We start from the raw sequence: 19,342 nt of genomic DNA on the forward strand, positions 1-19,342 counted from the left end.
CTATAACGTTTCGCATTACTAACTTCTAAAAAGTCTCAACTAAAAAAAGCGGCTAATTCGTGTGAATTAGCCGCTTTTTATATTTGCTAGGGTTGAGCTTTACTTACGTTTTAAGTTTATTAAGCTCGCTATCTTGCTGCGCTACCAGTGCATTAAGCGCTTCGCTACTATCGCCCGCCTGAGTCGATAAATCAGCCAGTTGCGATGCAGCATCAGAAATAAGCGTAAGGTTACGATTTATCTCTTCAGTTACTAAGCTTTGCTCTTCGGCGGCGGTGGCAATGTGGGTAATTTGATTAGTAATTTCATCTACTTTTACTACCACACTGTGCAGCGCGTCAAACGCCACCGAAGTTTCGTCTACTGCGCTTTGCGCGCGTACTACGCCTTTTTCAATTACGGTTGATGCATTACCTACTTCTAACAATAAGCTATCTATAAGTTGGCTAATATCATCGGTAGATGAGCGTGTTTTAGACGCCAGTGCACGTACTTCATCGGCAACTACGGCAAAGCCTCTGCCGTGCTCGCCAGCGCGTGCTGCCTCAATGGCGGCATTAAGTGCAAGTAAGTTGGTTTGCTCTGAAATGGTTCTTATCACATCTAAAATTTGCGTAATATCTTTACTACGCGAAGCCACTTTTTCAACCGCTTGGTTGGCTTCTTTTATTTCTTCAGACATGGTTTTCACTTGGCTCATAGCCGATGACAAGCTCGACTCACTGCTAACCACTAAACCATTTATTTCATCCGCTTGTTGAGCAGATTGCTCAGAGGCTCTGGCAACTTCAAGTGCGGTGGCGCTCATTTCGTTCATAGCGGTCACTACACTTTCAATTTCTTGAAACTGCGATTGCACATTATGTTTTGTATCAATAGCAATATGCTGTGCTATTTCGCCTTGCTGTTTTGTTTGCGACGATACATCTTTAAGCTCTGCAATTAAGCCACGTAGCTTAGCTAAAAAGGCATTAAAACCACCCGCAAGCGCAATCAGCTCTGCGTGGGTATCTACATGGAGCGTATGAGTTAAGTCACCTTCTGAGCTGGCAAGGTTATCTACACGTTGTTGAATTTGCTCAAGGGGTGCAACCACAGTGCCTACTACTACTTTCATAATAATAAAAGCAATTAAAGCAATAACAGCACCGGTTATTAAAATAACAACACCGAGCTGATTGGCCGAGTCACTCATGTTTTTAGCTAAGGCATTAGGCCCCTCTAGCGCTAAATTACTTGGCACTTCAATAAGTAGGCTCCACTGAGTGTTAGCCAGCTTAATATTAATTGGGTAGTTAACTAAATACTCGCTAGGTGTTTTAAAAAGGCCATGTTGCCCTTTAAATTTAACCAGCTCACTGTAAGTGTTACTACTAACCGCTTCTTTAAATGGGCGGCCTAATTTTGATTTGTAGTGACTGCTGCCTACAATTAAACCTATATCACTTAAAAGTGTTACTTTTGCTTGGCCGTTATAAAGTTCGCTCGAAAGTTTTTCGGTTAAGCCCTGAAACGTAGGGAGCGTTAAATCAACGCCTGCTAAACCAATAAAGCGGCCCGATTTAGTAATAGGTACGGTTAAAGAGGTAAGCATAACCGAATCGCCAGAAGGTATTTCGTAAAGGTAAGGTTCCATAATACAGGGCTTAAGTGTATCTTTTGCGCATAAATACCAATGCGCTTCACGAATACCAAATTCGTTTAACGAGGTCAGGTATTTATCGGCAGCGTTAGCTACTTTTTGCTGCTCAATAATGCCGTTTTGGTCACGCGTTATATATACTTCTAACGTGCCATCGCCATTAACTGAGTGTTTATATCCTTGCTTAAATTGCGCGTCTTGCCCATCAAAGGCATTGGCTTCAAACTGCGAATAAATTGACGATAAAAACCGATTTTTTTCAAGTATAGAGCGGTTAATGCTCACTACCGTGTCGCGGTTTAATGTTTGAGTATTAGCCGCATCACCAAGTAATGCAGCTAATGAGTTTGGAATTCGGTAAGCTTCGTTGATAAATCCGGCAATTTTTTCGCCGTAAGCAGCCGCGTTTGCGTTAAGCTTTTGCTCAACTTCGGCCACGATATAATCTTCAGACTCTTTAGCGAGCGCCTCGCTGTTTGATGACATTTGCCACCATAAAACCCCAGAAAGTACTAATACTGTTAAAAATGTACTCCCTACAGTTATCCATAATAACTTTTTTGCTAACGTGAGTTCTCGCACTTAAATTACCTTTTGTTAAAACACCCCTACAGTTTAATATACAAACTGCATCAAGCCATCAATAACATAAAATAATTTAAGTTTTTTGAACAATTAGGCCTAACGCTTGGCCAAAATAGCAGTGGTTATCGTGGCACCTATGAGTAAAGCAACGCTCACCCACAAACACGCTACAAAGCCATAAACCTGAAACACCCACCCCGAAAGCACCGTGCCCAGTAAACGCCCCATGGCATTGGCCATATAATAAAAGCCAACATCAAGCGATACACCATCGCTTTTAGCAAAGCTGACAATTAGGTAACTATGCACAGATGAATTAACGGCAAATACACCGCCAAAAATAAGCAAACCTATAATCAGCGTGGCATGCACGGCCACATCAAGTTGCATAAAAAGTGCTAATAGTGCTGTTACACCACTTAGCAGCAACACCCATAAATAGGCATGTTTAACGGTATCAACGTTTGAGTTACTGGTGCCGGTAATACGCGGCGCTTGTGATTGCACACCACCGTAGCCAATTACCCAAAGTGCCATAAAGCCACTTACCCACCAAAAGTTCCAGTTAAACTGCTGGGCTAAATAAATAGGTAAAGCCACTACAAACCATACATCACGCGCGGCAAACAAGCATAATCGTGCTGCACTTAATAAATTTATTGCACGGGATTTAGAAAGTAGCTCTTTAAACTTAGGCTTATTTTTAGCCTTGCCCATGTCGCCTTTTAAAAATACAACGCTAATAATCCACGCAATAGTAAGTAGTATAATTAGGGCTTTTAAAGCACCTACAAAACCCAGTACCGTAAGGAGTAAACCACCTAAAAAGAAGCCGACCCCTTTTAACGCATTTTTTGAGCCCGTTAAAATAGCCACCCATTTATAGAGCTGGCCTTGGCCGCTTTCTCCCTCGGGCACTAAGTGTTTAATGGCGCTTTTGGCGCTCATTTTATTTAAATCTTTTGCTATGCCGCTAAGCGCTTGCGCCGCCATAACATAAGCCACTGTAAGCCATTCACTTGGCGCACATAACATGGCAAGCGCCATTATTTGCAGCGCCAAGCCAAAGTTCATGGTTTTATTAAGGCCTAAATGAGCCCCTAGCCAACCGCCCACTAAATTGGTGATCACACCAAAAATTTCGTAAAACAAAAACAGCATGGCAATGGCCAGCGCACCATACCCTAACTGATGAAAATGCAGCACCACCAGCATACGTAGTGCGCCATCGGTTAAGGTAAATGCCCAGTAATTACCGGTAACTATTAAATACTGTTTTATTGCTGTAGGTAAATTAGCGAGTTGCTCAAACATGGTTAACGCCCTTAAAACCTTTAATTAATGGTTAAACCAAGTCACTTTTAGCAACTTTAAGCATAAGCTCGGCAGTACGATTAGCGTAGCCCCATTCGTTATCGTACCAAGCGTATAATTTAAGCTGGGTATTATTAATAACCATGGTAGAAAGCGCATCAATAATGCTACTGCGTGGATCGGTTTTGTAATCAATCGATACCAGCGGTTTTTCTTCGTAGCCTAATACACCAGCAAGCTCGTTTTTAGACGCTTGAGCAAACCATTCATTCACCTCAGCGGCAGTTACACCACGCTCAAGCTCAAATACACAGTCAGTAATCGATGCGTTAGTTAAAGGTACGCGCACAGCATGGCCATTTAACTTACCTTTTAGCTCAGGGAATATATGCGTAATAGCTGTTGCACTACCAGTTGTGGTAGGTATTAAACTTGTCCCGCACGAACGAGCACGACGTAAGTCTTTATGTGGCGCATCAATAATAGTTTGGGTATTGGTAATATCGTGAATAGTGGTCATTGAGCCGTGCTTAATGCCTACTTTTTCTTGCAGTACTTTTACAATAGGCGCTAAACAGTTAGTCGTACACGAAGCCGCAGTCACAATTTTGTGCTCATCTGGGTTATATAAATTATCGTTAACGCCCATAACCACATTTAAAATGCCGTCTTCTTTTACCGGAGCGGTTACCACAACGCGCTTAACACCTTGTGCTAAATATTTATTTAACAGCTCAGTGGTTTTCATTTTACCGCTGGCTTCTATCACTACATCGCAATCAGACCAATCGGTATCGCTAATGGTTTTGTTATTGGTAACGGCAATAGTGTGTTTGCCCACACTAAAGCTATTTTCGTTTGCTGTAACATTTTGGGCTAAACGCCCGTGCACTGAGTCAAACTCTAATAAATGGGCATGTGTTTTAGCATCGCCTGCAACATCATTTACTTTAATAAATTCTACTTCTGGCCACTCTAGTGCTGCGCGCAGTGTTAAACGTCCCATACGGCCAAAGCCGTTAATACCTACTTTAATTGTCATAATAAATACCTTTAGTAAAGTTATATCAATTTGCTTAATTAACAGCAGCTTGCTGCACGCTCTGGGCGATTACCCATAGCATTGAGTCGATTTAAATCGTCGTTATAAAACGCAGAATTTTCGTTTTTGGTTTGTGCTATTACGCTAAGAGCCCACTTCGGCAAGGCTTTATTAATGCTGTAATACACCCATTGATTTTGCTTACGGTCGCTCAATAAGCCACATTGCCTAAGCTGCGCTAAATGGCGCGACACTTTAGGTTGGCTAAGTTCAAGCGCAGCAACAAGCTCACACACACACAGCTCTTGCTCATGGCTAATTAATAACATGGCTTTTAAGCGTGTATCGTCGGCTAAGCATTTGTAAAATTGTAGTGGGTTGAGTTGTTCCATAGCATCCTCGTTTAGTTAGTGTGCATACAATAAAACAAAATGAGAATATATGAAATAGTGAATATACGATTTTTCGTATGTTTATTTAAAAGCCCACTTCAATTAATGTGATTTCTAGTAAATTGCAGCGCACAAAAAAGCCCAGTGGCAAACCCCTGGGCTTTTGTAGCGTTTTAGTATGGGCATACTTGGTGTGCTTTATCGCTGCTGCCATTTAAAGCCTTATGCTAACAAGGTATTTACGCAGGTCTGTGCGATAAAAAGATGCCCTACGCTTTGCTCTACTTCACGAGCAAAGTCTAAATCAATAAGCAGATACGTTATACATTGTGCCTGCACAGTAGCTATTGAGGTAATTACCACTAAGTTGCAAAAGAAAGCGCAAGATGATCAAGTAATGCTCGTATTCTTGCCGGTAAGTGGCGGTTTGAAGCATACACTGCGTTTAATTCCAATATGCTTGCTTCGTAGGGTTCGAACAGTAACTGCAATGAGCCGTCTTTTACGTAAGGCTCTGTCACGTATTGTGGGCCCATGCCTATTCCTAGCCCTTGGGAAGCCATGTGGGTTACTGCTCTGGGGGAGTTAGAAGCAAAATCGCCGCTAACATTAACGGTGAACGTATTGCCATCTTCCTTGAACTTCCAGTTTTCAGGGTCGTTTTGAGAAGTTTGCAATAAACAATTGTGTGTCGCCAGCGCACGGGGATGCCTTGGTTTGCCATTGCGCTTTAAATACTCAGGAGAGGCAAAAAAAACAATACGCATATCCATTAATCTTTTAGCGATCAGCGTTGAATCCTTCAACGGCCCAAACCTCACAGCAACATCCACACCTTCATCGATGATAGCCACATACTGATCAGACAGGTTCAACTCAACATTAATTTTCGGATGCTTGGCTAAAAATGGGGCCAGTGCATCGACTAATTTAGTACTGCCAAATGCGGTAGGTGCGGTTAAGCGAACCGTGCCAGACAGATCAGACTGCCGATGCTGAATGACATCTTCTAGCTCTTCAAATTGTTCCAGCAAAGGAACGCATCGCACAAAATACGCCTGCCCAGTTTCGGTCAACGTAACACTGCGCGTAGTACGGTGGAACAACAAAGCAGCGTGTTTTTGCTCCAGCTGAGCAATGTATTTACTCGCCAGTTTAGTGCTTATGCCTAATTGCTTGGCACCACCTGTAAAAGATTTTTGCTTTGCCACCGCAATAAACGTGCGCATGCCGTCAAGTGTATCCATAAGAGCTCCTTATATTGCTCCGTGTAATGCTTCGCCCAATTTATGAATATTTTGTACATAGTGATTCTATAAATCAACATATTGTTCATAAGAAACGCAACGCCTAATATTTACCCATGCCACAACAGGTCAGTGGCTAACAGCAAAAGTCATCAGTTAACGATTAAATAAGGTAAATATCATGTCAAACGCCATTAAAATTCACGGTTTTCCATTATCCGGCCATGCCCACCGAGTAGAGTTATTTGCAAGTGTTGCAGGCATAGCCCATGAAGTTATTTATGTAGACTTACCCGCTGGGGAGCATAAACAAGCCCCCTTTTTGGCTCTCAATCCATTAGGTGTAGTACCAGTAATTGAAGATTCCGACGTGGTAATTCACGATTCAATATCAATCCTGATTTATTTGGCACGCAAATATGCCCCTTCATATATTCCGCAAGATCTTGCCAACGAAGCTGAGATGCATCGTTTCCTTGCCATGTCAGCAGGAGAGATATCCTACGGCCCTGGTGCAGCGAGGTTAATTAATGTTTTCAACTCGCCGGTTGACCCTGTTTTCGCTAAAGAAACAGCAGCAAAAGCCCTAACAAAACTGGAACAGCAACTCAATGGCAATGACTTCTTAGTGGCAAATAAAGTGAGCTTGGCTGATTTTGCGATATACAGCTATGTCGCCCACGCTCCCGAGGGTGATGTATCTCTTGACCCATATCCAAATATACGTCGCTGGTTATCTAACGTAGAAGGGTTAAGCGGTTTCGTTCCTATGCAGGCTACAAAAGCGGGACTGGTAAAGTAAGTGTTTTTTTAGCGGCTCTGCCTTTCAATGAATAGGTTCAAGCCCGACATTCTTTTGCATCACCAGTTTAATATTTTTGGCAAATGCTTTTCCGGCGCACTGCGCTCATGGAGTCATTATGAACACACACATTACTTCAAGTGCTTTTCACGAAGGTGAACAGCAAATGCAAAGACGTGCCGGAAGTTACGAAAAAATGCGTACTATTGGCCGCCGCGCGATCCGCGAATTTATGCCAGTTCAGCATAGGCAGTTTTTCCAACAACTGCCGTTTATGGTGCTGGGTAGTACAGCAGATAAGGGGCAACTTTGGGCGTCAATTTTACCTGGAAAGCCGGGCTTCGTGCAGTCCCCTTCCCCGACTCAGCTCACAGTAAACACCCCAATTTTATCAGGTGACCCATTAGCTACAGCAATCACACAAGGTGCTCGATTGGGTTTATTGGGACTGGAAATGTCGACCCGGCGTAGAAACCGCGTCAACGCTTGTGTTACTAGCGCAGCGAGTCACCAATTTACCCTAGAAGTTGAGCAATCTTTTGGCAATTGTCCGCAATATATTCAAACTCGCAACCTTCATTTTGTCCGTTCGCCAGATGCGCCATACAAAGCTCCGCGCGCTGAAACGTTTTTTGAACTAAGTGATAGCCTAAAGGCATTCATCCGCCAAGCGGATACGTTTTTTGTTGCCAGTTCTGCGGATAACGAACCTTCAAACGAAGTAAACCGTCAGCTATCTGCCCATAATGCTATGGGGGTTGATGTGTCACACCGTGGTGGCATGCCAGGTTTTATAAAGGTTGACGAAAACACCCTCACCATTCCTGATTATGCAGGAAATAACTTCTTCAATACGCTGGGTAATTTCGTATTAAACCCCAAAGCGGGTTTACTGTTTGTTGATTTTACCAGCGGCGATGTTTTCATGTTAACCGGCACGGTTACCTTGCTGGCGAGTGACTCACCGATAATCAAAGGGTTTCAAGGTGCACAGCGCGGCTGGCAATTTACCCTAACCCAAGGGGTGACATTAAAAGCGGCACTTCCATTTCGCGCTCAATTCGATAGCTACTCTCCCAATTCTCAAGCAACGGGTACTTGGTCACAGGCAGAAGCAATCGTTAAAGCACAAGCTAAACGCAACCAGTGGCGCGCATTTACCGTCAGTAAAATCGAAGACGAGAGCAGTACAATCCGCTCATTTTATTTACAGCCAAAAGATGATGCTCCTGTACTGCCATTTTCCCCTGGGCAACATTTAACCCTGCGTATTAAACAGCAAAATACTGAAAACTGGCTTGTGCGCAATTACACTGTATCCAGTGCCCCAACGCAAAGTGGTTATCGTATTTCAGTAAAACGTGAAGAGTATGGTGTGATATCAAGTACCTTGCATTCTCGAATATCGATTGGCAGTGAAATACAGGTTAAAGCACCAAGCGGCCATTTCTTTATCGATAACACACAACAACGCCCAGCCATTTTAATAGGTGCAGGTGTGGGCATAACGCCAATGGTGGCCATGGCAAATGATGCACTTAATGAAGGTATACGCACTCGCTATATCCGCCCAATGGCAGTTATTCAAGCGGCCAAAAATAGGCAGCAACGCGCTTTCTATGCAGAACTGAGCAACATTGCAAAGCGCAGCGCTGGGCGTATTCAGTATTATTCTGTATTAAGTCAGGCGCACAACAATCAAACAGATAACGCTACTATGTCGAACGATTACACTTCTCAAGGGCGAATTAGCCAAAGCTTGGTAATGGACGTACTTAATGCAATGGTCACAGAGCATAGCGTCGATTTCCCATCGCTGTTCGACAAAGACTTTTATCTGTGTGGCCCCCAAGGTTTTATGCAAAGTATGTATGACTTACTGATCGGCATTGGGGTAAAAGATGAAGATATTCATGCCGAAGCGTTTGGGCCATCATCTTTAGCCCGTCAATCAACAGATACCAGCAACCACGCTGAGCTAGAGGCTAAATCTGCTGTGATAAAGTTTGCCCACTCAGGTATTGAACAAAGCTGGTACAAGGGTGACAAGCCCCTGCTCGACGTAGCCGAAAGCAAAGGACTTACGCCACCATACAGTTGCCGCAGCGGCCAATGTGGCTCATGTGCGGTTAAACTAAAAAGTGGTGCTGTAACGTATCGCACCAAGCCAAGTGCGCATATTGACGCATCAGACGTATTGTTATGCTGCGCTGTGCCAGCGAAAGATTGCGACACTGTTATATTAGATTTGTAGCTCAATTAATCAGGCTAATATTCAAAGTCACTTATTGATGAAACCTATACAAGTTATTCAACGTTACTTTACCCAAAGAGGATTTAAACATGAGTACACGCCCACCACTGCCCCCTTTTACCCGCGAAAGCGCCATCGAAAAAGTGCGTCTAGCAGAAGATGGTTGGAACAGCCGTAACGCTGAAAAGGTATCACTTGCTTATACAGTGGATACCAAATGGCGTAATCGCAGCTCTTTCGTGAACAGCCGTGAGGAAGCCGCTGCATTTTTAACGGGAAAATGGGAAAAAGAATTGGAATATAGGCTGATAAAAGAGTTATGGGCTTTCACTGAAAATCGTATTGCCGTGCGTTACGCGTATGAGTGGCACGACGACAGCGGCAACTGGTTTCGCTCCTACGGCAACGAAAACTGGGAATTCGATGAAAACGGCTTAATGCAAAACCGCTTCGCATGCATCAACGACTTACCCATCAAAGAATCAGAGCGCAAATTTCACTGGCCCCAAGGGCGCCGCCCCGACGATCACCCAGGGTTATCGGAATTAGGGTTGTAAGCACACCCAATACACCCGATACAAACGATAAAGTTTGCCCTCTATCGGCGTTCTTGCAGAACGCCTTAACCCTTTTCATCCTCCCAACATTTTTCAGCATTAAAGAGCTGCTTACTTAATCACTACAAGACAAATACAGCTGTGTCAGTTGCTGGTATATGGGTTAATTTAATCATGCTGTTTTCATATATTTATAACGTTATTTTTTAATAAACTTTGCATACAAAAAAGCCCAGTGGCAAACCACTGGGCTATTACAATGCTAAGTGATCTGTTAATTAAATAACCGAAAGCTCAACTTCAATATTACCGCGTGTTGCGTTTGAGTATGGGCATACTTGGTGTGCTTTATTTACCAGCTCTTGCGCTGCTGTTTTATCCATATCACCGAGTGATACAGCTAATTTAACTGCAATGCCAAAACCGCCTTCAATCGCGCCAATAGATACTTCAGAGTTAATGTGTGTATCACTTGGTAGCGCAATTTTTTCGCTACCGGCTACAAATTTTAGTGCACCAATAAAGCACACTGCATAACCAGCTGCAAATAATTGCTCTGGGTTTGTGCCTTGTCCGTCGTCACCACCTAGCCCTTTTGGGGTTGATAAGTTTACATCTAAACGGCCATCGTCTGATTTAGCTACACCTTCACGGCCACCGGTTGCAGTTGCTTTTGCTGTGTAGGCAACGTTTTGTAATACATTCATAGTGAACTCCAAAGTTTATTAATTAATTTAGTTTGCATGCAAAATAATAGGTCAAGTAATTAGAGATTGCAAATACTTTGCATGCAAATTAAAATGTTTTTTGAGTTGAAGGTATTAACGCACTAGGAGTTGGGTATGTCATTTGAGCAATTAAAATTAAAAAATCAGCTTTGTCATAGGTTATATATGGCATCAAATAGCATTGCACGTGCTTACCGTGAGCCTTTAGCTGCACTTAATTTAACGTATCCGCAGTATGTAGTAATGATGGCGCTGTGGGAGCAAGACAAAATAACCATAGCGCAGCTAATAGATAAAACCGCTATTGATGGCGGCGCTATGACCCAAATACTCAAAAAAATGACCGAAAAGTCTCTGCTGGCTGTTATTAAAGATGAGCACGATAAGCGTAAGCGCCTAATTCAGCTTACCCAAAGTGGGCAAGCCCTTAAAAACGAAGCCGCTGATATTCCAAAAAATATATTATGTAAGTTTGAAAGTGTAGATCCCACACAAGCCAAACAGCTAATGCAGCTGCTTGATTTAGTAATAAGCGATTTAACAACTAAAAACGATGATGAGTTAGCCAACTAACGCGGTTATTTTTTGTTGAATAAACGCCCTAAATGCGCTGATCACCGGGGTCATTTGGCGCCGATCGGCGTACATCATATAAAGCGGTAGCGGATCGCTTTGCCACTCGGGGCATAAATGAACGAGTTGCCCGCTTGCTAAATCATCAATTACATCTAAGTACGACTTATACGCAATGCCTTTGCCCTCTAGCGCCCAGCGCCTAACCATTTCGCCATCGTTAACTATGTGTTGGCAATTTAGCTGCACTTTTTGCACTGCGCCATTTTTATAAAATCGCCACTCTTTAAACACCTCGCCAAAGCGCATAAAGGTAATGGTGGTGTGCTGCGTTAAGTTAAGTGGATGTGTAAGCAATCCATTGTTTGCTACATATTCAGCAGAGGCCACTAAAATACGCGCATTATTTAAAAAAAGTGGCGCTGCAATTAACTGCGAATCTTTTGGTACACCAAAGCGCAGTGCGATATCAATTGATTGGCTGTAAATGTCGCTTACTTCGTCACTTAAGTGCAGTTTAAGTTTTACATGCGGGTAGTGTGCTAAAAACTCATTAAGCCATTCACTTAGTTTATTGCGCCCTAAGTCGCACGGGGCCGATACCTGTAGCGTTCCCGTTACTTCGCCCACTGCGGTTTGTACTGCAGCTACCCCTTGTTGAATAAGTGAAAGGGAGTCTTTGGCGTAACTTAAAAACTGCTCCCCTGCCACACTTAAGCGTAAGCTGCGGGTAGAGCGAATAAACAGCACGTTTCCTAAGTCTTTTTCTAGGCGTTTAATAGCAGCACTTACCGCCGCTGGAGTTTGCTCGTTTTGCCGTGCAGCTTCAGAAATACTGGCGCAACTAGCTACATCTATAAAAGTTTGAATATCGTTAAATGATCGCATATTTTCAATTAAAATTTGAAAGTGCTTTAGTTTTTCATGTCTTTTTCTATTTTTCAACTGAGCTATAGTGCTTATAAGTTAAAAACACTTGGTTAAAATCATCAGGAACGCACATGAAAGCATTTGGCTACACCAAAAACACTAAAACGCTTACAGCAAGCTCTATACAAACAATTGAGCTTGATACTCCAACTGCCAGCGGGCACGACCTACTTATTGAAGTAAAGGCTATTTCGGTAAACCCTGTAGATACAAAAATACGTGCAAATGTAGCGCCAGAGCAAGGCTACAAAGTATTAGGCTGGGACGGCGTAGGCGTTGTAAAAGCCGTTGGCGAGTCGGTATCGTTATTTAATGTGGGAGATCGTGTATTTTACGCTGGCGATTTATCGCGCCAAGGCAGTAATGCGCAATTTCAATTAGTTGACGAGCGTATTGTAGGCCGTGCGCCTAAAACATTAACCGACGCACAAGCCGCAGCGCTGCCGCTAACCAGTATTACCGCCTACGAAATGCTGTTTGAGCGCTTACAAGTGCCTAAAAATAAGCAAAATACTCAGCAATCTATTTTAGTTATTGGCGCCGCAGGTGGCGTTGGATCTATTTTAGTACAGCTTGCCAAGCAACTTACTGGGCTAAAGGTGGTAGGTACTGCATCGCGCGAGCAAAGCGTAACTTGGCTTAAAGAGTTAGGAGCGGATCACGTGCTCGATCATACTAAAAATTTAAACGAGCAGCGCCTAGAGCTTGGTTTAGCTGAGTTTGATTACGTTATTAGCTTAACCCATACCGACCAATACCAAGATCAAATAGTTGAGTGTATTAAACCGCAAGGTAAATTTGCGCTAATAGATGACCCTACATCGTTCGATATTTTAAAATTTAAGCGTAAGTGTATATCGGTGCATTGGGAGTTTATGTTCACCCGCTCGCTATTTACTACCGCCGATATAACAGCGCAGCACACCTTACTTAATGAAATTAGCGAGCTGATAGACGCAGGTACACTTAAAACCACGCTTGGGCAAAATTTAGGATTAATTAACGCCGCTAATTTATATAAAGCGCATCAAATTTTAGAATCGCACACCTCACGCGGTAAACTTGTTTTAGAAGGCTTTTAACCATGAATCAGATTAAAAAATTACTTTTAGTTGCAGCCTGTAGCACTGCGTTTTTAACCAGCAGTGTGTTTGCGAATTCCCAACCTACGCACACCGATTTAAAAACAGTTGCTACATTTGATGCACAACACCCACCAGGTAATATTGCTATTACGCCATCGGGTCGTAAGTTTTTATCGGTACATGGTTTTTACGGCCAAAAACAAAAAATTATGGAGCTATTAAGCGATGGCACCACCAAACCCTACCCTAATGAAGAATGGGCATACGCGTACAAAAACGGCAAAGGCTTTTACGACGTACTTGGCATAAATGTATCTGCCGATGGCGTGTTATGGATGCTTGATACATCAGGCCCTGATCATGCTGGGCGTTTAGTCGGATGGGATACCAACAAAGAGCAGCTGCATAAAATAATTTATTTAGCTAAACCCACCATTACCGACACCTCGTTTTTAAACGATTTAGTTATCGATAATAAACACGGCGTTGTATACATTGCCGACACCGCACAAGGCAGCCAAGCCGCTATTATTACCGTAAATTTAAAAACAGGTGAGGCGCGCAGAGTCTTACAAAATAGCCCATACACCACAGCCGAAAACATCGACATGGTCATTGAAGGGCGCACCATGAAACTAGGCGGCCAACCAGCACGTTTAGGCGTAAACCCAATCACACTCGACCCAAGCGAACAGTGGCTTTACTTTGGCTCTATGTCTGGCACATCGGTTTACCGTATTGCCACAAGCGATATTAACAATAAAAGCCTGAGCGCAAGCGCCCTTGAAAGTAAAGTAACGCGTTACGGCACTAAACCAATTTCAGATGGCATTATTGTTGATGGCGGCGGTAATGTGTATGTTACCGACATAACCAACGGCGCAATTGGTGTAGTAAAACCAAGCGGTAAATACCACGTATTATATAAAGACGAGCGCTTAAGCTGGCCTGATGGCTTTAGTTATGGCGCCGATCATAAAATATATTTTACCGTAGATGAGCTACATCGCTCGCCAGTATTAAATAACGGTAAAAATGCCAGCCAAGGAAAATTTAGTGTGCTGTCGTTCGACCCACTAGTAAAGGGTAAAGTAGGGCGCTAAATACAGCGTATAAACCATACGCCACGCACCCGCTGCGTGGCTTTTTGGTGCAACTTTTAAGCCTTTTAGCCCCAAAGTGGTGCTAAGCGCTCAAAAGTTATTTTTAGTGTTTTAATAAATATCTGATTTGTATTCATAAAATATTCAATTAACAGTTGGCATAATTCTTTCAAAGTACAGATGTGTTCAGTGAAACTTTCAAGGAAAATACCATGGCTAACCTATACCACACCCTTTACCTACTATGGCGTTTAGACATTAGCGTATGGCAGGTAAACGATCCCAGCAATACCCATACTACGTGCGATAAAGAGCGAGTTTACAGCCGATAAATTTCGTATTTATAGGCTTTGCAAGCGCGGCCATTGCGTTGTATTGTTAAGTAACTAAAAACAATATGATTGGAACGTGTATGCACGCCTTAGAAGTAAATTTTGATGGCTTAGTTGGCCCTACTCACAACTATGCGGGTTTATCGTATGGTAACGTTGCCTCGTTAAATAATGCGGCAAGTTTTTCAAACCCTCAAGAAGCTGTGTTACAGGGCCTTGAAAAAATGAAAGCCATGCACGACAAAGGCCTAACACAAGGTGTGTTTGCGCCCCACGCACGCCCCGATTTAAACGTACTACGTCGCCTAGGTTTTACCGGCAACGACTCGCAAGTTATTCATAAAGCATTTAAAGCAGACCCTATTTTATTGCGCGCGTGTTATTCGGCCTCTGCAATGTGGACCGCCAATGCCGCTACTGTTTCTCCATCGCCAGATACCCTCGATGGCAAAGTGCATTTTACCTCAGCTAATTTAAACAATAAGTTTCATCGCTCGCTAGAGCCTGCTACAACTACCCGCTTACTAAAAGCCATGTTTAATAACGATAGCTACTTTGCACATCACACGCATTTACCCGATCAGGGCTTTTTTGGCGACGAAGGCGCGGCTAACCACACCCGCCTTTGCGACAGCCACGGCGAGCAAGGCCTAGAAATGTTTGTATTTGGTGCAAGTGCCTTTAACAGCCAATTACCAAAACCGGCTAAGTTTCCTGCAAGGCAAACACTAGAAGCCTCAGAAGCCATTTGCCGATTACATAATTTAAAAGAATCGAGCCAAATTTTACTGCAGCAAAATCCAGATGTTATAGACCAAGGCGTGTTTCATAACGATGTAATTGCAGTAGGTAACGCAAACGTATTGCTTTGCCACCAGCAAGCATTTTTAAACCAACACGATGCCCTGCAAGAAATTCGCGATGCCTACACCGGCAACAAACAGCTATACATAATTGAAGTACCTACTGATAAAGTAAGCATTAGCGATGCAGTAAGCAGTTACTTATTTAATAGCCAATTAGTAAGCCTAGATGATGGCTCAATGCTATTAGTAGCGCCACAAGAGTGTCAACGTAATAGCGCAGTAAATGCCTACATTGAAGAAATGATTTTAGCCGATAACCCAGTAAACCAAGTGCAGTTTTTTGACCTGCGCCAAAGTATGCAAAATGGCGGCGGCCCTGCCTGTCTGCGTTTACGTGTAGCTCTTAACGAGCAAGAACTCGCTGCGGTAAACCCAGAGGTTATTTTAACCGATAATAAATACACTCAGCTTTGTGACTGGGCAAAGCGTAACTACCGCGATAAGCTAGGCGCAAGCGACTTTGCCGATTCAGCCCTACTTACCGAAAGCTACCAAGCACTGGATGAACTAACCCAGCTGCTTAATTTAGGCTCGGTATACGACTTTCAATTAGAAGGTTAATACTCGTCAGCAAAAAGCTAATACAAAAATAGCGAGCCAAGGCTCGCTATTTTTATTTGTGCTTATGCTAATAGTGTTTAAAGGTTTTATTTACCGTTATTAACCGTTATTGCCGATGCCATCGACTCAGATATATGCAGCGTACGCTGCGGAAACGGAATACTCAGCCCCGCGCCTTCTATGGCCTCTTTAACGCGTTTATTTAAATCCCACACGGTTTGCCAGTAATCGCCATTTACAGCCCATGCACGTAATTGAATATTTACTGCGCTTTCGCCTATTGAAGTAACCATTACTTTAGGCGCAGGCTCTGCAAGTAATCTGCTTTCTGATTCGGCAACTTCTTTAAGTACATTTAAGCCTACATCAATAGAGTCGGCGTACGAAATTCCCACCACTATATCCATGCGCCTTTTACCGTTACGGGTAAAGTTTTTAATGTTGCCGCCCCATACTTTACCATTAGGCGATGCGATATAAAGGCCGTCGGTGGTTTTAAAAATAGTCGTAAATAAGTTTATTTCGTTCACTGTGCCAAGCGTGCCGCTAGCATCTACAAAATCGCCTATTTTAAATGGCCTAAGTATGAGTAGCATAATGCCAGCTGCAATATTACTTAAGGTGTTTTTAAGGGCTAAACCAATCGCTAAACCCGCCGCGCCCATTAGCGCTATTAAGCTTGCCGTATTAACGCCAAAAATATCTAAAATAAACAGCCCAGCAATTATGTAAACTAAATACCCCGCAATGCTCGATAACAGCGGCAGTAGCGTTTCGTCTACTTTTTTTAATGGCGACTTAGAATTTTTAATCGCTTTTTTTACTGAACGCGCAATAAGCGCACTCGCAACTAAAATAGCCAAGGCTAATACCACTTTGTAACCTAAAGTGATGATTGTTTCTGAATGGCTTTGCCAAAACACAATAAGTTTATCTTTCATACATATTCCAACTATGGGCTGATTATCAGCAAGAATTAAATCTATACACTTCAAAAGAAGTGGCGGGAGTATATAGTAAAAATTTTAAAGCGATAGCATTAAAATAAGTGGAAGGTGTGCCTATATCAGCAAATTAATTGGGCAAAGTTTTTCTTTTTTTCGCTTAAATTTTCACGCTTAAAACCTTAGTGCTCACAAACTAGTTAACCTATGGCGTACATACTTTTGTTCAAAAATGCGCAAAATAAAATAAAGATTAACTTCAAGTAACTATTCTAAAAACCAGTTCAATTTAAATTCAGCTTAGCCCTTCTACAATTCGCTTTATAAACTAAAGGAGTAAATCATGAATTTTAAATCAACATTAGTCAGCAGCGCCGTTCTTTTTGCATTAGCGGGGTGTGGCTCTTCAAGTGATGACAATGACACAACACCGCCACAATCTAGCGACAAATCAACCTTTAGCCTTGGTGTGTCAGATGCGCCGGTTAGTGGTTTAAAAGCGGTTAACGTCGTGTTTGATTCAATCACTATTAAAACACAAGGCGATGAAGAATTTAGTTTTGAAACCCGAAGTGAAACTGACGCATCTCAACCACAAATGGTTAATTTGCTCGATTACACCGGTGACGATGTTTTTGAGCTGCTTGACGATCAAGAAGTGCCAGCAGGCGAATACTCGTGGATCCGCGCTCAGGTTATAAATGGCGATACTAATAACCTTAGTTTTACATCTCACGTAGTATACGAAGACGACAGCATTGCTCCGCTCGTGGTAAAAAGAAAAGGGAATGATGGTGTAGGCGAAATACAACTCGATGGCTTTACACTTAACCAAACTGATAACGACTTTGTTTTAGAATTTGACCTAAAAAAATCGCTGGTCGATCCCCAAAATAATGAGGAGATCTTTTTAAAACCTAGAGGCGTACGATTACAAAATCTTTCTGAGTCACAAGAAATTGAAGGCACAGTAAGCCAAGCGCTTATTAATAACTGTGAAACAGACAATATCGCCACTGCTGCTGCAGATTCAACGTTTGGACACGCCGTATATTTATATTCATCAGATGCTCAAGTAACTAAAGATATATACGAAATAGATGAGCAAACCCCAGAAGATGCCCCACTTGCGACCGCAAATGTTGTATTTGACCAAGACGATAACCAATATGAGTTTGAGCTTGCTTTCATTACACCGGGAGATTACCAACTTGGCTATACGTGCACCGCACATATAGACGATGCAGAGCTAGAAGATACTGATTTCACTGTTTATCAACTTAAGCAAATTAGTGTACCGCAAACTGAGGACCTTTCAGTTAGCTTTGACATAACACAATAAACGTATAGCGCACTTTAAGGTGCGCTTTTTTTATAAAAAGTATAACAAAAACGAACACTCCACCTTTGCAAAAACCCATTAAAGCCACTCACCTAACATCATCGAAATAATTCATTCGTAAAGTGACCTGCATTCAAGCCCCGTTAACCCAGAACTGGTACAGTTAATAGCACGTATTAATTAAACCGTTCTTATCATTTTGAATATGTAAACATAGGAGAAATAATCATGGCGAAAGAAAAAGTAGTTCTAATTACAGGTGCCTCTAGTGGCATAGGTGAAGCGAGTGCAAAAACATTGGTTAATAACGGCCATAAAGTCATTCTTACCGCCAGAAGTGAAGATAAATTAGCTGAACTAGTTGAGTCATTAGGTGAAGATAACGCACTGAGTGTACCCGCAGATGCCACCGACTTTACCGAACTTGAAAACGCAGTAACAAAAGGGCTTAAAAAATTTGGCCGACTAGATGCCGCATTTGCCAACGCAGGTATGGGCGTTTCAACCGCAGGCACTGAAAAAGGCGACCCCGATGAATGGTCAACCATGATAGACATAAACATTAAAGCCCTGCTGTGGACGGCAAAAGCAACCCTGCCCCATTTACGCCAAAACAAAGGCCACTTTATATTAACCAGCTCAGCCGCTGGCCGTAAGCCAATAAAAGGCTCTATTTACGGTGCAACTAAATGGTTTGCTTACGGGTTTGGGCAAAACTTAGCTGAGGAAATGAGCGAGTGGAATGGCCGCTGTACCACCATAGCCCCAGGCATGGTAAACACCCCATTTTTTGATGAAGCAAAGCCCGACAAACTCGACCCACAAGATGTGGCCGACGCCGTACTGTTTGCAATAGAAGCAAACCAGCGCAACAACGTCCGCGAAATTTATTTAATGCCAACTAATTAACGTTGATTGGTTAAATTTGAGCTGTTAGGTTTAATGGCAATGGCGTTAAACCTGACGGTTGTTTTTGATAAATACTGGCTGGATAGTATGAATAATTTAAGATGGATGTCTTGTTTATTTATCTTGTTTATTTA

The 19,342-nt window shown here is 42.6% G+C and carries 17 protein-coding genes; 9 read left to right on the forward strand and 8 right to left on the reverse strand.

What is annotated here, in order from left to right; translation table 11 throughout:
- Positions 1-103: 103 nt before the first annotated feature.
- From B2R65_RS03540 to B2R65_RS03560, 5 genes are all read right to left on the reverse strand, one after another.
- Positions 104-2,224 carry a methyl-accepting chemotaxis protein gene (locus B2R65_RS03540; RefSeq protein ID WP_121638297.1) on the reverse strand — a complete coding sequence of 707 codons (2,121 nt, stop codon included), beginning with the start codon at positions 2,222-2,224 and terminating at the stop codon, positions 104-106.
- Positions 2,225-2,323: 99 nt separating this feature from the next.
- A complete protein-coding gene (gene arsJ / locus B2R65_RS03545) occupies positions 2,324-3,541 on the reverse strand; it encodes an organoarsenical effux MFS transporter ArsJ (RefSeq protein WP_286741158.1) in 1,218 nt (405 codons plus the stop codon).
- Positions 3,542-3,572: 31 nt separating this feature from the next.
- Positions 3,573-4,583, reverse strand: coding sequence for an ArsJ-associated glyceraldehyde-3-phosphate dehydrogenase (locus tag B2R65_RS03550; RefSeq protein ID WP_286741160.1), 1,011 nt, complete (start codon positions 4,581-4,583; stop codon positions 3,573-3,575).
- A gap of 38 nt (positions 4,584-4,621) precedes the next feature.
- Positions 4,622-4,975 (reverse strand): metalloregulator ArsR/SmtB family transcription factor, encoded by a 354-nt coding sequence (locus B2R65_RS03555; RefSeq protein ID WP_286741162.1) that lies wholly within the window; start codon positions 4,973-4,975, stop codon positions 4,622-4,624.
- Between the two features lie 362 nt (positions 4,976-5,337).
- On the reverse strand, positions 5,338-6,222 hold the full coding sequence (locus B2R65_RS03560; RefSeq protein WP_286741164.1) for a LysR family transcriptional regulator: 885 nt from the start codon (positions 6,220-6,222) through the stop codon (positions 5,338-5,340).
- Positions 6,223-6,403: 181 nt separating this feature from the next.
- Between B2R65_RS03560 and B2R65_RS03565 the strand changes: the two genes are divergently transcribed.
- The 3 genes from B2R65_RS03565 to B2R65_RS03575 all read left to right on the forward strand — a co-directional run bounded on the left by B2R65_RS03565 (position 6,404) and on the right by B2R65_RS03575 (position 9,835).
- Positions 6,404-7,024, forward strand: a complete 621-nt coding sequence (locus B2R65_RS03565; protein ID WP_055255515.1) for a glutathione S-transferase family protein — start codon at positions 6,404-6,406, stop codon at positions 7,022-7,024.
- Between the two features lie 118 nt (positions 7,025-7,142).
- Positions 7,143-9,278: an FAD-binding oxidoreductase gene (locus tag B2R65_RS03570; RefSeq protein ID WP_286741165.1), complete on the forward strand. Its 2,136-nt coding sequence runs from the start codon at positions 7,143-7,145 to the stop codon at positions 9,276-9,278.
- 89 nt (positions 9,279-9,367) lie between these two features.
- A complete protein-coding gene (locus B2R65_RS03575; protein WP_008129990.1) occupies positions 9,368-9,835 on the forward strand; it encodes a nuclear transport factor 2 family protein in 468 nt (155 codons plus the stop codon).
- Positions 9,836-10,113: 278 nt separating this feature from the next.
- Here the strand turns inward: B2R65_RS03575 and B2R65_RS03580 are convergent, their stop codons facing one another.
- The gene (locus B2R65_RS03580; RefSeq protein ID WP_286741167.1) at positions 10,114-10,542 is read right to left on the reverse strand and encodes an organic hydroperoxide resistance protein; all 429 of its coding nucleotides are present in this window, start codon (positions 10,540-10,542) and stop codon (positions 10,114-10,116) included.
- Positions 10,543-10,677: 135 nt separating this feature from the next.
- Here B2R65_RS03580 and B2R65_RS03585 point away from each other — a divergent pair, with 135 nt between their 5' ends.
- The gene (locus tag B2R65_RS03585) at positions 10,678-11,136 is read left to right on the forward strand and encodes a MarR family winged helix-turn-helix transcriptional regulator (RefSeq protein ID WP_121638292.1); all 459 of its coding nucleotides are present in this window, start codon (positions 10,678-10,680) and stop codon (positions 11,134-11,136) included.
- Here the strand turns inward: B2R65_RS03585 and B2R65_RS03590 are convergent.
- Positions 11,125-12,024 carry a LysR family transcriptional regulator gene (locus tag B2R65_RS03590; protein WP_235576527.1) on the reverse strand — a complete coding sequence of 300 codons (900 nt, stop codon included), beginning with the start codon at positions 12,022-12,024 and terminating at the stop codon, positions 11,125-11,127. The genes B2R65_RS03585 and B2R65_RS03590 overlap by 12 nt on opposite strands.
- Before the next feature lie 113 nt (positions 12,025-12,137).
- Between B2R65_RS03590 and B2R65_RS03595 the strand changes: the two genes are divergently transcribed.
- From B2R65_RS03595 to astB, 3 genes are all read left to right on the forward strand, one after another.
- Positions 12,138-13,148 (forward strand): zinc-binding alcohol dehydrogenase family protein, encoded by a 1,011-nt coding sequence (locus B2R65_RS03595; protein ID WP_286741168.1) that lies wholly within the window; start codon positions 12,138-12,140, stop codon positions 13,146-13,148.
- A 2-nt stretch (positions 13,149-13,150) separates the two neighbouring features.
- Positions 13,151-14,254 (forward strand): L-dopachrome tautomerase-related protein, encoded by a 1,104-nt coding sequence (locus B2R65_RS03600; RefSeq protein ID WP_286741169.1) that lies wholly within the window; start codon positions 13,151-13,153, stop codon positions 14,252-14,254.
- Positions 14,255-14,666: 412 nt separating this feature from the next.
- Positions 14,667-16,013, forward strand: a complete 1,347-nt coding sequence (gene astB, locus B2R65_RS03605; protein WP_282337792.1) for an N-succinylarginine dihydrolase — start codon at positions 14,667-14,669, stop codon at positions 16,011-16,013.
- Between the two features lie 86 nt (positions 16,014-16,099).
- Here astB and B2R65_RS03610 read toward each other — a convergent pair whose 3' ends face one another.
- Positions 16,100-16,954: a mechanosensitive ion channel family protein gene (locus B2R65_RS03610; RefSeq protein WP_029773660.1), complete on the reverse strand. Its 855-nt coding sequence runs from the start codon at positions 16,952-16,954 to the stop codon at positions 16,100-16,102.
- Between the two features lie 346 nt (positions 16,955-17,300).
- Between B2R65_RS03610 and B2R65_RS03615 the strand changes: the two genes are divergently transcribed.
- The gene (locus B2R65_RS03615; RefSeq protein ID WP_286741173.1) at positions 17,301-18,299 is read left to right on the forward strand and encodes a DUF4382 domain-containing protein; all 999 of its coding nucleotides are present in this window, start codon (positions 17,301-17,303) and stop codon (positions 18,297-18,299) included.
- A gap of 228 nt (positions 18,300-18,527) precedes the next feature.
- The gene (locus B2R65_RS03620; RefSeq protein WP_286741174.1) at positions 18,528-19,208 is read left to right on the forward strand and encodes an SDR family oxidoreductase; all 681 of its coding nucleotides are present in this window, start codon (positions 18,528-18,530) and stop codon (positions 19,206-19,208) included.
- Positions 19,209-19,342: the final 134 nt, after the last annotated feature.

Origin of the sequence: Pseudoalteromonas sp. UBA2102 (assembly GCF_002331165.1) — a bacterium.
Taxonomy (GTDB): Bacteria; Pseudomonadota; Gammaproteobacteria; order Enterobacterales; family Alteromonadaceae; genus Pseudoalteromonas; species Pseudoalteromonas atlantica.